Here is a 16,881-nt window from a genome sequence, read left to right as displayed (position 1 = left end):
GACGCGGCGGTGGCCGGCTGTCGGGGCGGACCAGCAGAGGGCAGCACGGAACGGCAATACTGGTGTCATGACGACACACACGCGGCCGGTTGCCATCGCCGGTGCACCAGCGCCATGGGCGAGGACCGCGCGGGGCGCGAACCTCCTCGGGGACGACGGCACGCTCGGCATCACGATCTTCGAGGAGATCACGGCGCTCGCGCAGGAGCACTCGGCCATCAACCTCGGCCAGGGTTTCCCCGACGAGGACGGTCCGCAGGAGATCCTCGACGCGGCGCGTGCAGCGATCGCCGAGGGAGCGAACCAATACGCACCCGGCCAGGGACTCGCTGTCCTCCGTGAAGCGATCGCAGCCCACCAGGAACGCTTCTACGGGCTGCGGGTCGATCCGAGGACCGACGTCATCGTCAGCACCGGTGCCACGGAGTCGATCGCCGCAGCCATTCTGGCCTTCGCGGGACCGGGCGACGAGGTGCTGACGTTCGAGCCCTTCTACGACTCCTACGGCGCCGTCATCGGCCTCGCCGGTGCCACGCACACCACCGCACCCCTGCTCGCCCCGGATTTCCAGCCGGACGCCGCGGGGCTGGAGGCCGCGTTCAGCGATCGGACGAAGATCGTCGTCCTGAACAATCCGCACAACCCGACGGGCAGCGTCTTCGCCCGTCCCGTCCTCGAACGCATCGTGCAGCTGGCGGAGCGTCACGGCGCCGTCATCGTGACCGACGAGGTCTACGAACACCTGACGTTCGGGACGAGGCACCTGCCGATAGCGTCCCTGCCCGGGGCAGCGGATCGGACCCTGACGATCTCATCGGCGGGGAAGACGTTCTCCGTGACCGGATGGAAGGTCGGCTGGCTCAGCGGACCGGCGGAACTCGTGGCGCAGGTCCGCACCGTCAAGACGTTCCTCACCTATACCTCCGGAACACCGTTCCAGGGAGCCGTCGCCCTCGGCCTGGGTCTTCCCGGGGAGTTCTTCACCTCGATCGCGGCCACGCTGCGGAAGAAGCGGGACCTTCTCGGTGAAGGGCTCCGTGCAGCGGGCTTCGACGTCTTCGAGGCGGAGGGCACCTTCTTCACCATGGTCGACGCCGCACCGCTGGGCATCGGTGACGCGACCGAACTCGCCCGACGCCTGCCGTCGCTCATCGGCGTCGCCGCCATCCCGGTGTCCATGTTCTGCCACGAGGAGGGTGCCGAGCGTACGCGATCCCTGCTGCGCTTCGCGTTCTGCAAGCGGTTCGACGTCATCGAGGAAGGCGCCCGGCGCCTCGGCACACTGAGGGAGCGCGTGTGAGTGCAGCGCATTCCGGAGACGCCGAGCAGCGGACCGACCCTGAACCCGAGCGCGACGGCGGCTTCGACGTCCCGACGCGCTGGTTGTCCGGAATCGGAGCCTATGCGGAGATCGATGAGGACGCCTACATCGAGGGAGCGCTGATCCTCAGCATCGGCGGTGCCCAGCAGTCCCACGTCGATGTGCAGCACCCGGAGCGGATCTTCTACGAGTACCTTCAGCGCATCGCGCACGTCATCGATGTGCTGAGGGCCCCCGGCGCTCCCCTGCGGGTTCTCCATCTCGGCGCGGGAGCCCTCACTCTGGTCCGCTATATCCAGGCGACGCGTCCCGGGTCCGTCCAGGTCGCCGTCGACACCGAAGCCGACCTGATCGACTTCGTCCTCGACGCCATGCCGCTCCCGCACGGTACAGCGTGCGAGGTCGTCATCGCGGACGCGGCGGACGCGGTCCTCGAGCAGCCCGACGCCGCCTTCGACGCCGTCGTACTCGACATCTTCGCGGGAGCCGACGCCCCCTCCCACCTGACCTCGCCGGATTTGGCAGCACACCTGCTGAGGATCTGCGCCGAGGACGGGATCGTCCTGGTCAATGTCGGGGACGATCCTCCGCTGTCCTTCGCCCGGGCCCAGAGCCGCCAGATGACCTCGCTCGCCGTCGAGACCGCCGTGCTGACCGAAGCCGCCATGGTGAGCGGTCGATCCGCAGGGAATGTCATCGTCGCGGCACGACGGCAGTCGTGGCCGGCCGCTTGGACTGCGGCACTCCTCGCCGCCGGGCCACATCCTGCAGCAGTGCTGGTCGGACCCGCGCGGGAGGCCTTCGAGCAGGCGCCCCGCGCGTAGCATCCGCACCGAGGTGTGACGGTCACCACACCGGGAACCGTGCGACGTCGGCCTGTCAAGCGGGAATATGGCGCGCAATCGGCGTTCCATGACTCCTAGCCTTGAGGTGCTGAAGCGCGCACGGAACACCTTCCCACCGAGGGCCGAACGATGAGCCATAGACTCCGCATCACCGTCCGTCCGGACGGTCGCGTCCGCGGCCTGGGCGGTGCCGACCGCGTGTCTCGGTTCCACCGGCCACACGGCAATCAGAGGCCCGCAGCATGAGCCGGGCTCCCTCCTTTCCCATGCAGCACCGCCGCCGCATCGAGCCCTCCCCCGACAACCGACCCGGCAGGAGCGGACGATGACCGCTGAGTATGCAGATTCGACGCTGGCAGCGACGCCGGCGGCAACGTCGAAAAGCCGGGCCCCAGGGCGGATCATCGTCGAGTGGATCACGACGACGGACCACAAGACGATCGGTTACCTCTACATCATCACGTCGTTCGTATGGTTCTCCCTGAGCGGGATCGAGGCCCTCATCATCCGGGCGGAACTCTTCGCACCCGGCATGCAGATCCTGCAGACCAAGGAGCAGTACAACCAGCTGTTCACGATGCACGGCACGATCATGCTGCTCCTCTTCGCGACACCGCTGTTCGCCGGTTTCGCGAACGTGATAATGCCGCTGCAGATCGGCGCACCCGACGTCGCCTTCCCGCGCCTGAACGCCCTCGCCTACTGGTTCTACCTCTTCGGCGGGATCATCGTCGGCCTGGGCATCTTCACGCCCCAGGGCAGTGCCTCCTTTGGCTGGACGTCCTACCCGCCCCTCGCGAACGTCAGCTTCTCCCCCAGTATCGGCGGGGATCTATGGGTTTTCGGGCTGGCGCTGGCAGGCTTCGGCACCATCCTCGGATCCGTCAACTTCATCACCACGATCATCTGCATGCGCGTTCCGGGCATGACCATGTGGCGCATGCCCATCTTCACCTGGAACACCCTGATCACCTCGATCCTCGTCATCATGGCCTTTCCCGTCCTGGCCGCAGCCCTGTTCGCCCTCGGCGCGGACCGCCGGTTCGGAGCGCACATCTTCGACCCGGAGAACGGTGGGGCGATCATGTGGCAGCACCTCTTCTGGTTCTTCGGGCACCCGGAGGTCTACATCATCGCGCTGCCGTTCTTCGGCATCGTCTCCGAGATCTTCCCGGTCTTCAGCCGCAAGCCGATCTTCGGCTACAAGGGCCTGGTCTTCGCGACGATCGCGATCGCGGCGCTGTCCGTGACCGTGTGGGCGCACCACATGTACGTCACCGGGGCTGTCCTGCTGCCGTTCTTCGCCTTCACGACCATGCTCATCGCCGTGCCGACAGGAGTGAAGGTCTTCAACTGGATCGGCACCATGTGGCGCGGGTCCCTCACCTTCGAGACCCCGATGCTCTGGAGCCTCGGCTTCCTCGTCACGTTCATCTTCGGTGGCCTGACCGGTATCATCCTGGCCTCGCCGCCGCTGGACTTCCACGTCTCCGACACCTACTTCGTCGTCGCCCACTTCCACTACGTGGTGTTCGGCACCGTGGTGTTCGCGATGTTCGCCGGGTTCTACTTCTGGTGGCCCAAATTCACCGGCACCATGCTCAACGAGCGGTGGGGCAAGATCCACTTCTGGATGCTGTTCCTCGGTTTCCACGCCACCTTCCTGGTCCAGCACTGGCTCGGCGTCGAGGGTATGCCGCGACGCTATGCCGACTACCTGCCGGAGGACGGCTTCACGGAGATGCACCAGTTCTCCACCATCGGCTCGTTCCTCCTCGGGGCATCCATCATCCCGTTCTGGTGGAACGTCTACATCACCTGGCGGCACGGCAAGAAGGTCGAGGTGGACGATCCATGGGGCTTCGGAGCCTCGCTCGAGTGGGCGACGTCGTGCCCGCCGCCACGCCACAACTTCACGTCCATCCCCCGGATCCGCTCGGAGCGTCCTGCCCTCGACCTGCACCACCCCGAACTGCAGCAGACACATACTCCCGACGACAACGCCGCGAGCTTCATGGGCGCGGCAGACCGGAAGGACGCCAAGGAATGAGGGAAGCACCTGCGCCGTCGCCCGCCGGTCCCGCCACCGTGGCCCTCGCGTGCGCGGTCCTGGCCCTCACCACCGCAGGGCTGGAGCTGCTCGTCGCCTTCCGCGGGGTCGCGCCGTGGAACGGGATCGCGCTGTGCCTGATCGTGACGTCCCTTCTGGTCGGCCTGGTGGGCGGCGCCCACCTCCGTCGACACCGCGATCACGCGCAGCAGACACGGTGACCGCCCGACGAAAAGCCGATTCCCGACGGGTGCTGCACATGCTCGTGCCCGGCGCCCATCCGCGGAGGCCTGCCGAGCGAAGTAGGTGTACGCTCGCGCGGCGTCCGGCAGTTGTACCCTGAGAAGGGCGCACCCCGTCAGGAGCGCCACATGACAGGATGAATGGGGAGGAGGGAACGATGGCTGCCTCGGGGCTCCCCTACGCACGATCCGTCGTTCTCGTCTCACTGATCCTCTCGGTCTCCTCCGCATCGCACGTCGTGGCCGCTGGGCACCTCCCCGCTCCCGGAGTTCTGGTCCTGTTCGGCGTGCTGCTGCTCGTACCGACCCTCCTGATGGCCCGGCGCACGCTCACGCTGCGCTCATCGCTGGTGGCCATGGGATCAGGGCAGATACTGCTGCACCACCTCTTCGGCATGACCGCCGTTCCGGCCGTGTGCCGGAGCTCGTCGGCCACGCCCGGACACCATGCAGCCTTCGAACTCGCGTGCTCGCCGGTTGCGTCGGAACAGCTCGGAGCAGGCACGGCGCCTGCCATGATCGTCCTGCACGCGATCGCCACCCTCATCCTCGCTTTCGCCGTCGCTCGCAGTGACGCAGCGGTCGAGCTCCTGCACGCATGGCTCCGGCCCCTCCTCGCGCCGCCGGTCGTGCCTCCCCTCGCGGCCCCGGCGCATCGTCCGGCCCCCGACGCCACCGCGCCCCTCGCGCCGTTGTCGGTGCATGCCGCCGTGCCGACCCTCCGGGGACCGCCGGCGCTGGTCCAGTCCCCAGCCTGACCCAGCCTCGCCGATAGGAGGAGGTCCACCATGGACCTCGCCGGCGGCAGCTGGGCGCGCGGCGGGCACCGCCAGCACCCCATCAGCTTCCGCTGCTCCATCGCCCGCGATCCCGCGGATGGAGCGCATCCCCGAAAGGCAGTTCAATGACTACTTCCTCCCCCAAGCGCGCCCTCACGACCGGCGCTATCGCCCTAACCACGGCAGGGTTGATGGCCATCGGCCTCGGCGCAGCCAGTGCGCACGTCACCGTCGCACCGGCGTCGACGACCGAGAACGGCTACTCCCAGCTAACCTTCAGCGTGCCGAACGAGTCCGAGAGCGCCGCCACGAACAAGCTCGAGGTGCAGCTCCCCATGGAGCAGCCCTTCACGTCGGTCCGCGTCAAGCCGGTCGAGGGCTGGACGGCGGAAGTGGTGACGGGCACCCTTCCGGACCCTGTCACGACCGCCGACGGCGCCACCCTGACCGAGGGCCCGCTGTCGGTCGTGTGGACGGCCGAGGCCGGCGCCGAGATCTCGCAGCAGGAGTACCAGACGTTCTCGATCTCGGTCGGCCGCCTTCCTGAGGCGGGCTCCACGGTGATTCTCCCGGCCACGCAGTCCTACACCGATGGCGACGTCGTGGAATGGAACCAGGAGACCGTCGAGGGAGCGGAGGAACCCGACAAGCCGGCGCCCTCCTTCGTCACCACCGCCGCGGTCGAGGGAGAGGACTCCCATGGCTCTCACGGAGGCGCTGCCGGAGGCACCGAGACCGCTGAAGCAATCGACGCCGAGCAAGCGGTAGCGAGCACGGAGGCCGATTCCTCGTCGGCTCTCGGCTGGGTCGGTCTCGTCGCCGGCCTGCTGGGACTCGCCGCCGGCGTGACCGCCCTGGCGAGGACGCGACGCACGGCGTAGCCCGCGGAACCGGCGCGGCACCGGAGTGCGAACCGGCGCCGCGCCCCAGGGCCCCGGGATGGTTTGCTGGGTCGGACCGGGAGAGGGCCAGGGGCCGCTCAGGGGGTCGATGGATCCTCGACGGCAGGCTCGAGGAACCACAGGCGGGTCTCCCCGTACTTCTTGTCCGAGAAACGCTCGAGCCAGGCCGGCCAGGCGGGCTCGGGCGACCGCGCGGATCGCTCCACGACCACGACGGCGCCCTCAGCGAGCCTCGACTCGAGGGCCGCGAGAACGGCGATCACGCCGTCGGCCCCGACCGTATAGGGCGGGTCCATGAGGACCAGATCCCACTGCAGTTCAGGGGCCACCCGCTCCAGGTAGGTCTCGACCTTCGCCCGGTGGACCCGGACGGCCGTCCAGCCGAGCACACGGTTCACCAGGTCGGCGTTCCGCTGCGCCACTGCTGCAGCCCGGTCGGCGGACTCGACGAGGTCCACGGTCGCCGCTCCCCGGCTCGCGCTCTCCACGCCGAGCGATCCTGATCCCGCGTAGAGGTCGAGCACATGGGCACCGTGCAGGATGTTGTAGGACTCGAGGCGCGAGAACAGTGCTTCCTTGACACGGTCGGTCGTGGGTCGGGTCCCGTTGCCCTCGACGCTGGCCAGGGTGGAGCCGCCCGCGGCTCCGGCGATGATGCGGGTCATGTCCCGACTCTATCGCCCGGCCGTGGCGCAGCGCAGATCGGCCCCCTAGACGGGGTAGACGACGGCGTCGTGGTGCCGCAGGCCGAGGAACACCTCGGCTCCGGGCTCGATACCGAGCTCGACGACGTCCGCGGGAGTGACGTCCGCCGAAAGCCCCGCTGCATGCACGCGGACGGTATCGCCGCGGTGTTCGGCGTCGTCCACGACGGCCCTGATCCAGCTCCAGCCGGGCTCCTCGCCCGGCGCTCGGGCTACGGCGACTCGGGCCGGGCGCACGGCGAGGGCGAGCCGCGGCCCTTCGGGCGTTCCCTCGCCCACCGGCACCTCCAGCCCGTTGCCGGCCCGGAATCCGGTCGCCGTCACTTCGCCCGCCACGAGGTTGAGGCCGGCGAGGCGCGCTCCGAAGGCCGTGACGGGGCGCGTGAGGACGTCCCTGGTGCGGCCGGCCTCCACGACCCTGCCGGACTCGAGGATGAGGACCCTGTCCGCAAGCAGAAAGGCGTCGAGCGGATCGTGCGTGACGATGATGGCGGAGCGATGCGCCAGGACATCGCGCAGAAGGACGCGGAGGGCCGGGGCGACGGTGACGTCGAGGGCTGCGAGTGGTTCATCCAGCAGCAGCAGGAACGGATCGGCAGCCAGCGCCCGCGCGACGGCGACCCGCTGCGCCTGACCGCCGGAGAGCTCGGCCGGCCTGCGGGCAGCGAGGTCGGTGACCCCCACCCGTTCCAGCCAGCGTCGGGCCGTCGACCGGGATGCGCGCCGGCGCTCTCCCCGGCTCCGGGGTCCGAAGGCGACGTTGTCGAGGGCCGTGAGGTGGGGGAACAGCAGAGCCTCCTGCGCCAGGAGCGCCACGCCTCGGTGCCGCGGCTCCGTGAGGACGCGGCGGCCCTCGGCGACGTCGAACAGGAGCCGTCCGTTCAGCTCCGCCCGGCCCGCCGTGGGTGCCAGCAGGCCTGCGAGGAGCCCGAGCAGCGTGGACTTGCCTGCACCGTTCGGACCGAGGACGGCGAGGGTCTCCCCCGCCTCCAGCTCGAATGCGACGTCGAATCCGCGATCGGCGACGGTAGCGGCGAAGGTGAGGCTCACGGGAGGCGCCCGTACCCGCCCGGGGGCCGCGTGGATCCGCCCGGAGCGGCCCGGAGGGCCCCCAGCGGCCTCACCCGGTGCGCTATGCCGACGACCACGACGGCGACCACGACGAGGATGAGCGACAGAGCGACGGCAGCGTCGGGATCGGTCTCCCGCTGCAGGTAGACCTCGAGCGGCAGCGTCCTGGTCGTACCCTCGAGGCTCCCGGCGAACGTGAGGGTGGCCCCGAACTCCCCCAGCGCGCGGGCGAACGAGAGGACCGCCCCCGACACGAGGGCGGGCAGGACGAGGGGCAGGGTGATGCGCCGGAGCACCGTCCAGCGGTCCGCCCCGAGCGTGGCCCCGACGGCTTCATAACGGGTTCCGACGGTGCGGAGGGCTCCCTCGAGACTGAGGACGAGGAACGGCAGTGCGACGAACGTCTGGGCCATCACGACCGCCGTCGTCGAGAAGGCGATGTCGATGCCGAGCGTGCCGAGGGTGCTGCCGAGCAGTCCCCGGCGGCCGAAGGTGTACAGGAGGGCAATGCCGCCGACCACGGGCGGAAGGACCAGGGGCAGGAGCACGAGGGACCGGACGAGCTGCTGTCCGCGGAACGACGTGCGGGCGAGAACGAGGGCCATGGGCACGCCCACGACGACACAGAGTGCGGTCGCGGTGAGCGAGGTCCGCAGACTGAGCAGGAGCGCTGCCCGCGCGCTGTCCGAGCTGACGAGGGGAAGGAAGCGCGGCCAGTCGACCCGGAGTGCCATGGCGGCGATCGGCAGCAGGACGAAGAGTCCGCCGACGACGGCGACGGCCACCACCCAGCGTGGAACGCGTGCCGTGTCCGCACCCGCCGCCAGAGACCGGGGACGTGCACGTGCACGTGCGAGCCTAGGGTGCACCGAAGCCAGCCGCCCCGAGCACTGCCCGGCCGACCGGACCAGACGTGAACTCGACGAACTCCTGAGCCGTCGCCGGGGCGGCGCTACCGGCGAGAGCCGCGATCGGGTAGGTGTTGACGGCACTGCCGGCCTCCCGGATCCCGATGCCGCGGACAGCAGCTCCCGCAGTCCGGACATCCGTCACATAGACCAGCCCGGCGTCCGCCTCGCCCGACGTGACCTTTCCCAGTACGTCCGTCACCGAGGACTCCTCGCTGACGGGCACGAGGTCGACGTCGGCTGCCGCCTGGACCCTTGCCGCCAGGGCACCGCACGGTACTCGCTCGGCACAGACGACCACCTTCACTCCCGGCCTGGCCGCGTCCGCGAGCGAGGTGATCCCGGCAGGATTATCGGACGGGACCACCAGCTGGAGGGTATTGGTCGCGAACGCGACCGGTTCGCCGGCGAGCAGGTCCGCTTCGGCCACCTTTGCCATGCTTTCCTCGTCCGCCGAGGCGAAGACATCTGCCGGCGCACCCTCGCTCAGCTGACTGACGAGATCCGACGACCCGGCGAAATTCAGGGTCACCTCCGAACCCGGATACGCCGCCTCGAACTGCCCCGCCAACTCCGTGAAGGGTGCCTTGAGCGAAGCCGCGGCGAAGACGGTGATGCTGCCGTCCGAAGCATCATCCGACACGCGTGCAGCGTCGGGGCCGTCGGTTCCGCAGGCAGCTATGCCGAGCACGGCGGCGGCCAGGGCGGCGGGCATCATCAGACGCCTCGCTCCGGCCCCGGAGGCCCGCCTGGCCGACACCGGGTTCACGCCCGACCGGAGGGGGTCTCGATGATGACGGTGGTCGCCTTGACGACCGCTATCGCAACGGATCCCTGCTCGAGCCCGAGTTCCCGGACCGCCTCGCTGCTCATCAGGGACACCACGCGATGCGGACCGCATTGCAGCTCGACCTGTGCCATGACGCTGTCGAGGACGATCCCGGTGACGATGCCGACGAACCGGTTGCGTGCCGAGCGTCCGATGTCCGACGGGTCTCCCGGCAGGACCGCGTTGCGGTGTGCCAGCTGCGCGAGCTCCAGTGCGTCGACGACAGCCCTGCCCGAGGCATCCTTGGAGCTGCCGAGGATGCCGGTCTCGATCCAGCGCCGCACGGTGTCGTCGCTCACGCCCAGGAAGCGGGCGGCGTCGGATATCCGTATCTGCGTCACAGAAATGATGCTACGCCCTCGTCTGCGGCATTCCCAGCGCTAGCCCTTCTCGAGGAAGGCTTCCTTCTCCGGGTTCAGATAGAGGTCGATGGCGAGGAGGAGGCCCGGGTGGGCCCGCAGATCCGGATCCTCGGCGACGATGTGCTGGGCATCCTCCCGTGCCTTCTCGATGACCTTGCCGTGCTGCGTGATCTTCAGGAACCGCAGCGCCGACCGGCCGCCTGACTGCGACGCACCGAGGATGTTGCCCTCCCGTCGGAGCTCCAGGTCCTTCTGGGACAACTCGAACCCGTCCGTCGTCGAGGCGACGGCGGACAACCGCTCACGGCTCGGATGGTCGGGCTCGAGCTTCGTGACGAGGAGGCAGGTCCCGGCGTGCCCGCCGCGACCGATGCGACCGCGCAACTGGTGGAGCTGGGAGATGCCGAAGCGGTCCGCGTCCATGATGACCATCAGCGTCGCGTTGGGTACGTCCACCCCGACCTCGATCACGGTCGTCGCGACGAGCAGCTGCACGCTCCCCTCGGCGAAGCGTGACATGACGTCCGCCTTGTCCTGTGGGTCCATTCGCCCATGCAGCATCCCGCTCGTCACTCCCTGCAGCTGCGGGACCCCGCCCAGGGACTCGAAGAGGGCGACGACGCTGGTCAGCTCCTGCTGGCCGCCGGACTTCCGGTCGACCTGCGGTTCCCCGTACAGCACCTCGGGAGCATCCTCCTCGGCCTTGCCGTCGTCGCCGATCTTCGGGCACACGACGTACACCTGACGCCCCGCGTCGATCTCCTCGCGGGCCCTCGACCAGATCCGGTCGATCCAGGCCGGGTGCTCCGTGAGCCCTACCTCGTGCGTGGCGATCGGGGACCGCCCCGCCGGCAGCTCGGACAGCGTCGACGTCTCGAGGTCCCCGAACACTGTCATCGCGACTGTCCGGGGAATCGGCGTCGCGGTCATCACGAGGACATGCGGGGACGTGCGCGCCTTCGTCCGCAGCGAGTCACGCTGCTCCACCCCGAAACGATGCTGCTCGTCGACGACGACGAGCCCGAGGTCGAAGAACTCCACGTTGTCCGACAGCAGGGCGTGCGTGCCGATGACGATCCCTGCGTCACCGGAGGCAGCCTCGAGCAGCGATCTCCTGCGCTGCGCGGTCGGCATCGATCCCGTGAGAAGGACCACGCGCGTGCCGTCGGCCGCACCTCCCAGCATGCCGCCCTCGGCGAGGGGACCGAGCGTCCTGGTGATCGACTGGAGGTGCTGGGCGGCGAGGACCTCCGTGGGCGCGAGGAGGGCTGCCTGCCCGCCGGCATCTACGACCTGCAGCATCGCGCGCAACGCCACCAGGGTCTTGCCGGAACCGACCTCGCCCTGCAGCAGCCGGTTCATCGGATGATCCAGGGCGAGGTCCTCCGCGATCGTCCTTCCGACGTCGAGCTGCCCCTGCGTCAGGGTGAACGGCAAGCGCGCGTCGAACTGGTCGAGCAGTCCGCCGTCGCGGGGCGGTCGTGCCGTCGCCTGCTCGCGAGCAGCCAGTGCCCGTCGCCTGGCGAGGGCGGCCTGGAGGACGAATGCCTCCTGGTACCGGAACCGGTGCTGCGCACGGTACGCGTCCTCGATCTGGAGGGGACGGTGCACGAGCTCATAGGCGGTAGCGAGGCTCATGAGCTTGTCCCGGCGGGCGATCGCCTGGGGCACGGGATCGTCCAGTTCCGAGAGCCTGAGCGTATCCAGCAGCGTGCCCACGGCGATCGCGATCCGTTCGCTGCCGAGCTTCTCCACGGCCGGGTAGACCGGGATGGGGCGATTGACGTACTCGGGGTCGCCGTCGCTCTCGTCGAGGAGGACGTAGCGGGGATTGGTCAGCGAGAGCTTGCCGCGGTACACGGTGACCTTGCCCGAGAACATCGCACGCACGCCGGGGCGGAGTTCGCGTTCGGCGCCGTACCCGTTGAAGAACGTCAGGTTCATCTGACCGATCCCGCCGTCGGCGTCGTCCGTGATCACGACTTCGAGGAGCATTCCTTTGCGGGTGTGCATCCTGCGGGAGTTGGCGGACTGCACGCGGGCGATCAGCGTGACCTCCTCGTCCATCGGCACGTCGGCGATCGGGGTCAGCTCGCCGCGCTTGAGATAGGTACGCGGGAAGTGGTTGAGCAGTTCGCCCACCGTAGTGATGCCGAAGTGCTTGGCCAGTAGCTTCGCGACCGGGCCCAGATGCCGGTCGAGCGGTGCGTCGAGGTCCGAGGCGGTCACCGACCGCGCCGTATCAGGAGTCACGGGCCTCGGCTCCGGTCGCGGGGGCGGCGAGCTGGGTCACCGTGATGTTGACCGGCTCGCCCGCCTGGTGGATCAGTGCCAGGGCGGGAGCGGCGTCGGGCACGTGGACGTGGACGCGCCAGCGGTAGCCCTCGGGGACCTCGGTGACGGCACTCATGATGACCGAATCACCCAGTTCGTCGAGGTGGAGGCGCAGGGTCGCGGCATCGAGCGGACTGAGGTTGATGGTGCACATGACCTCGACGCCGTCGGCATCACCGCCGTTGTGGATGTGCGGCGCCTGGATGTCGTAGCCGTGGAGGCCGTCGAGCAGTTCGTCCTGCAACTCCTCGCCGAGCGCCGCGGCACGCAGCGCATCGAGGATCAGCAGGAACCCGACCCCACCGGCGTCCACCACCTTCGCGGCGGTCAGGGCGCCGAGCTGCGATTCCGTCTGCACGACTGCGCGCAGGGCCTGCTGCACGGAGGACCTCAGGGTCAGCGCGAGCGCGAGATTGCTGTCGTCGGCGGTGTGCGCGGCCGCGGTCTCGGCAGCTCCACGCGCGCTGGCTTCCAGTACCGACAGCATGGTGCCAGGGACGGGATCGCTCAGGGCGGACCAGCTGCGGATCTGCGCGCGGTGCAGCGACGACGCCAGGAGAGTACAGGTGAGTCGCGTGGTTCCGTGCAGGGGCTCGGCGAGGGCTGCCAGGAACACCGCGAACAGGGTTCCCGAGTTTCCCCGCGCGTCCTCCATTGCTGCCATCCCAGCGATGGCGAGCAGGTCACCGAGGTCCGAGGTGTCGGCGTCATGGGCGGCTCGGGCCGCGGCACGGACGGTCTGGTACAGGTTCGTCCCGGTATCGCCGTCCGCCACCGGGAAGATGTTGATGGCGTTCAGGCGGTCGCTGTGATTGCCGAGCGACTCTTCGGCCTTGCTCAACCATCGCTTCATCGCCACAGCATTAGCGGTGACTTTAGTGTGCAAAATGATCCCATCCCCTGATGACCGTCGCCCGTGACGCCAGTGTCACCAGTGGCTTGCCCGGCACTACCGAGCCTACCGCAGTGAACCCGGGTGGCAGGGAGCGATCTGCCGGGAAGGTCGCCAGTAGACCGTGGTCCTCTCCACCACCGAGCACCCAGTGCATCGGATCCTCTCCCAGCAGATCGGCGGTCGAGCGGAGTTCCTCGGCGAAGGGAAGGAGGGCTGCCGGCCGGAAGTCGAGTTGCACTCCGCTGGCCGTCGCTATCCGTGCGGCGTCGCGCACCAGCCCGTCCGAGATGTCGAGCATGGCGCTCGCTCCGGCGGCCGCGGCTGCCGGACCGGACGCGAGGGGTGGGACCGGACGCAGCTGTGCCGCCACCAGTTCCTTTCCTGCAGGACCGAAATCGGCGATGGGGCGGCCGTCCTCCAGGAGGGCAAGACCGGCGGCCGCACGGCCCAAGGTTCCCGCAATGGCGATCGTGTGACCTGGTTCGGCGCCCGAGCGGAGCACGGGAGCGCCCCGGAGCTCCCCTGTCACGGCTGCCGTGATCACGAGCTGCGCTCCCCCACCGAGGTCTCCGCCGACCACCGAGCAGTTGTCGGCGCCGAGCTCGCTGATCGCTGCCGCAAGTCCACGGGCGCAGTCCTCGACCCACGCGGCGGACGTGGCCGGAGGGAGCGTCAGGCTCACGACGAGCGACGTCGCCGTGCCACCCATGGCGTTGATGTCGCTCAGGTTCTGGGCGGCGGACTTCCAGCCCACGTCATACCCCGTGGTCACGAAGCCGTTCGGCCGCATCAGCCGGAAGTCGTGGTCCTCCACGAGGGTGTCCATCGAGATGACCACGGGCCCCGATCCCGGCACCAGCACCGCGGCGTCGTCGCCCGGCCCGACGAGCGCTCCCTTCGACGGACCGAGCAGCGGGAAGATCCTCGCAAGCAGCTCCCGCTCGCCCAGACCACCGACCGTGGGACCGCCACCGACGGTGGGACCGCCGTCGGCCGGGGCGGGGCGGGCGCCGGAGGCGGAACGCGGGTCCGGTCCTTGCGATGCATCAGGCATGACGCCTACCGTACGGTGCGCGACCGACGGATCCGGTTGCCTCTCGACGACCGGCTCACGAGGCCGTCAGCGCGGCGACGTAGGCGGCCAGGCGGTCCGCCGCGGCTGCCGGCAGGAACCCGGTCGCCTTGAGCTTCGTCAGATCGAGAGTGCTTTGCAGCGGTCTCGGCGCTGCAGCCTTGCCGGCGAAATATTCGGAGGTGGTGACGCCTGTGACGTCGGAGCGGTCCCTGCCGCAGAGCGCGTACACGTCCGCCGCTATGTCCGCCCAGCTCTGCGGGTCGCCGTCATTCGTGACGTTGTAGGTGCCGAACGGAGCGCGTGTCGCCAGGAGATGCAGGATGGCGGCAGCGAGGTCCTCAGTGAAGGTGAGACGGCCCACCTGGTCGTCGACGACGCTCGGCGAGACACCGCGACCTGCGAGGCCGGCCATGGTGCGCACGAAGTTGTTCCCCTCACCGATCACCCAGCTCGTCCGCAGGATGTAGTGGCGGGGAGAGGTCGCGACGATCGCATCCCCTGCTGCCTTCGTCTGGCCGTACACGCCGAGCGGGCTGAAGGGCTCGGCCTCGTCGTGGACGTCGCGGGAGCCGTCGAAGACGTAGTCGCTCGAGATGTGGACGAGCGTCAGGCGATGCGCCGTGGCCACCCTCGCGAGGGCCGCGACGCCCGCCACGTTGACGGCCCAGGCGGCGGCGCGTCCGTCCGGTGTCTCCGCTGCATCGACCGCGGTATAGGCTGCGGCGTTGATGATGGTGTCGTAGGCGGCCCACTGCCGTGCGCCGTCGAGGTCTCCGAGCAGGTCCAGGTCGTCGCGGGAGGCGAACTCGACCGACGCTTGATCGGCGAGGGCGCTGCGCAGTGCCTTGCCGAGCTGGCCGTCCGCGCCGACGACGAGCGTCTTCCGCGGAGCCAGCGGTGTCACGTCCGCCAGGCGGGGGTGGTTCCGGTCCTTTTCTGACAGCTCCGCCTCCGACAGCGGGACCGGCCACGCGATGGCGGCCGTCTCGTCGGCGAGGTTGAGGAACACGTACTGATCCTGCGCGTCGGCGGACCAGTGGTCGTTGACGAGGTAGGTGTACGCCGTCCCGTCCTCGAGGGTCTGGAACGCGTTGCCGACGCCCCGGGGGATGAAGATCGCCGTCGACGGATCGAGTTCCGCGGTGAACACCGCGCCGAAGGACGGCCCCTCGCGCAGGTCCACCCACGCGCCGAACACCCGGCCGGTGGCCACGGAGATGAACTTGTCCCACGGTTCCGCATGGATGCCGCGCGTGGTGCCCGCGGTCTCGTTGAACGAGATGTTGTTCTGCACCGGACCGAAGTCGGCGAGACCCTCCGCCGTCATCTTGGCCCGCTGCCAGTTCTCCTTGAACCAGCCGCGGTTGTCGCCGTGCACCGGGAGGTCGAACAGCAGGACGCCGGGGATGGGCGTCTCGCGGGCTGCGAGCGGCTTCGAGAAGGTGGGACCCACGGCTACTGTCCCAGCTCGGTGTACTTGGACTCCGTGACGGCCTTCTGTGGGCGCCACCACGCCTCGTTGTCCCGGTACCAGGCGATGGTGTCGCGGAGGCCCTGCTCGAAGTGGTGGAACTCCGGCGTCCAGCCGAGCTCCGTCCGCAGCTTGGTGGAATCGATCGCGTAGCGCAGGTCGTGTCCGGCACGATCCACCACGCGGTCGTAGGCGTCGGTCGGCTGGCCCATCTCGGACAGGATCAGCTCGACGACGTCCTTGTTGTTCCGCTCCCCGTCCGCTCCGATGAGGTAGGTCTGGCCGATCTCCCCCTTGTTCAGAATTGTCCACACCGCCGAGGAATGGTCGTTCGCGTGGATCCAGTCGCGCACGTTCAGGCCCTCGCCGTACAGCTTCGGGCGGATGCCGTCGATCACGTTCGTGATCTGGCGCGGGATGAACTTCTCCACGTGCTGGTAGGGGCCGTAGTTGTTCGAGCAGTTGCTGATGGTGGCCTGGACCCCGAAGGAACGCACCCAGGCACGGACGAGGAGATCGGACCCTGCCTTCGTCGACGAGTAGGGGCTCGAGGGGTTGTAGGGGGTGCTCTCGGTGAAGCGTGCGGGGTCGTCGAGCTCGAGGTCGCCGTACACCTCGTCCGTGCTGATGTGGTGGAACCTCTTGCCGTACCGTCGCGCCGCCTCGAGCAGCGTGTACGTACCGATGATGTTCGTGTCCAGGAACGGGCGCGGGTCGTGCAGCGAGTTGTCGTTGTGCGACTCGGCGGCGTAGTGCACGACGGCATCGGCTCGCTCGGTCAGCGGGTCGACGACGGCGGCATCGGCGATGTCACCCACGACCAGCTCGAAGCGGTCGGCGGGCAGCCCTTCGAGCGAGGCCTGGTTGCCGGCGTAGGTCAGCTTGTCGAGGACCGTGACGGAGACGTCCGTGTGCTCCACCAGGTAGTGGACGAAATTGGACCCAATAAAGCCGGCTCCGCCGGTCACCAGAAGATTCTTCACGTCCTGCACTTTACCGGTCACGTGCTGTCCCGCCCGATTCGGCCCGCACGCGGGAGGGCGGTACCAGCGGCTCCCCGGCCATCCACGATGACAGGCATCGTGCGGATTCA

General features: G+C 69.0%; 16 protein-coding genes. 6 read left to right on the top strand and 10 right to left on the bottom strand.

Annotated features, from left to right (window positions below; all coding sequences use genetic code 11):
- Positions 1-67: 67 nt before the first annotated feature.
- From FDK12_RS03120 to FDK12_RS03095, 6 genes are all read left to right on the top strand, one after another.
- Positions 68-1,300 carry an aminotransferase class I/II-fold pyridoxal phosphate-dependent enzyme gene (locus tag FDK12_RS03120; protein WP_137368143.1) on the top strand — a complete coding sequence of 411 codons (1,233 nt, stop codon included), beginning with the start codon at positions 68-70 and terminating at the stop codon, positions 1,298-1,300.
- On the top strand, positions 1,297-2,145 hold the full coding sequence (locus FDK12_RS03115; protein ID WP_189636242.1) for a spermidine synthase: 849 nt from the start codon (positions 1,297-1,299) through the stop codon (positions 2,143-2,145). The genes FDK12_RS03120 and FDK12_RS03115 overlap by 4 nt, the downstream gene beginning before the upstream one ends.
- Positions 2,146-2,491: 346 nt before the next feature.
- Entirely contained in the window at positions 2,492-4,216 is a 1,725-nt protein-coding gene (gene ctaD, locus FDK12_RS03110; RefSeq protein WP_137368142.1) for a cytochrome c oxidase subunit I, read from the top strand.
- A complete protein-coding gene (locus FDK12_RS03105) occupies positions 4,213-4,437 on the top strand; it encodes a hypothetical protein (RefSeq protein ID WP_137368141.1) in 225 nt (74 codons plus the stop codon). The genes ctaD and FDK12_RS03105 overlap by 4 nt, the downstream gene beginning before the upstream one ends.
- Positions 4,438-4,616: 179 nt before the next feature.
- Complete coding sequence (locus FDK12_RS03100; RefSeq protein ID WP_137368140.1) at positions 4,617-5,216, top strand: hypothetical protein; 600 nt, start codon at positions 4,617-4,619, stop codon at positions 5,214-5,216.
- A 146-nt stretch (positions 5,217-5,362) separates the two neighbouring features.
- Positions 5,363-6,118, top strand: coding sequence for a YcnI family protein (locus FDK12_RS03095; RefSeq protein ID WP_137368139.1), 756 nt, complete (start codon positions 5,363-5,365; stop codon positions 6,116-6,118).
- A 98-nt stretch (positions 6,119-6,216) separates the two neighbouring features.
- Here FDK12_RS03095 and rsmD read toward each other — a convergent pair whose 3' ends face one another.
- From rsmD to rfbB, 10 genes are read right to left on the bottom strand one after another with little or no spacing between them, the layout of a single operon-like run.
- Positions 6,217-6,804: a 16S rRNA (guanine(966)-N(2))-methyltransferase RsmD gene (gene rsmD, locus FDK12_RS03090; protein ID WP_137368138.1), complete on the bottom strand. Its 588-nt coding sequence runs from the start codon at positions 6,802-6,804 to the stop codon at positions 6,217-6,219.
- A gap of 45 nt (positions 6,805-6,849) precedes the next feature.
- A complete protein-coding gene (locus FDK12_RS03085; RefSeq protein ID WP_137368137.1) occupies positions 6,850-7,893 on the bottom strand; it encodes a sulfate/molybdate ABC transporter ATP-binding protein in 1,044 nt (347 codons plus the stop codon).
- The gene (locus FDK12_RS03080; protein ID WP_189636253.1) at positions 7,890-8,741 is read right to left on the bottom strand and encodes an ABC transporter permease; all 852 of its coding nucleotides are present in this window, start codon (positions 8,739-8,741) and stop codon (positions 7,890-7,892) included. The genes FDK12_RS03085 and FDK12_RS03080 overlap by 4 nt, the downstream gene beginning before the upstream one ends.
- Before the next feature lie 31 nt (positions 8,742-8,772).
- Positions 8,773-9,537: a molybdate ABC transporter substrate-binding protein gene (gene modA, locus FDK12_RS03075; protein ID WP_223263046.1), complete on the bottom strand. Its 765-nt coding sequence runs from the start codon at positions 9,535-9,537 to the stop codon at positions 8,773-8,775.
- Positions 9,538-9,587: 50 nt separating this feature from the next.
- Positions 9,588-9,992 carry a molybdopterin-binding protein gene (locus FDK12_RS03070; protein WP_137368135.1) on the bottom strand — a complete coding sequence of 135 codons (405 nt, stop codon included), beginning with the start codon at positions 9,990-9,992 and terminating at the stop codon, positions 9,588-9,590.
- A gap of 39 nt (positions 9,993-10,031) precedes the next feature.
- Positions 10,032-12,266: an ATP-dependent DNA helicase RecG gene (locus FDK12_RS03065; protein ID WP_223263045.1), complete on the bottom strand. Its 2,235-nt coding sequence runs from the start codon at positions 12,264-12,266 to the stop codon at positions 10,032-10,034.
- Complete coding sequence (locus tag FDK12_RS03060) at positions 12,256-13,200, bottom strand: DAK2 domain-containing protein (protein ID WP_137368134.1); 945 nt, start codon at positions 13,198-13,200, stop codon at positions 12,256-12,258. The genes FDK12_RS03065 and FDK12_RS03060 overlap by 11 nt, the downstream gene beginning before the upstream one ends.
- A 22-nt stretch (positions 13,201-13,222) precedes the next feature.
- Complete coding sequence (gene thiL / locus FDK12_RS03055; RefSeq protein ID WP_137368133.1) at positions 13,223-14,296, bottom strand: thiamine-phosphate kinase; 1,074 nt, start codon at positions 14,294-14,296, stop codon at positions 13,223-13,225.
- A gap of 55 nt (positions 14,297-14,351) precedes the next feature.
- Complete coding sequence (locus FDK12_RS03050; protein WP_137368132.1) at positions 14,352-15,770, bottom strand: sugar nucleotide-binding protein; 1,419 nt, start codon at positions 15,768-15,770, stop codon at positions 14,352-14,354.
- Between the two features lie 2 nt (positions 15,771-15,772).
- Complete coding sequence (gene rfbB / locus FDK12_RS03045) at positions 15,773-16,771, bottom strand: dTDP-glucose 4,6-dehydratase (protein WP_137368131.1); 999 nt, start codon at positions 16,769-16,771, stop codon at positions 15,773-15,775.
- Positions 16,772-16,881 lie beyond the last annotated feature (110 nt).

Source organism: Arthrobacter sp. NamB2 (assembly GCF_005281365.1).
Taxonomy (GTDB): Bacteria; Actinomycetota; Actinomycetes; order Actinomycetales; family Micrococcaceae; genus Arthrobacter_D.
This window is presented reverse-complemented; position numbering and strand designations above follow the sequence as displayed.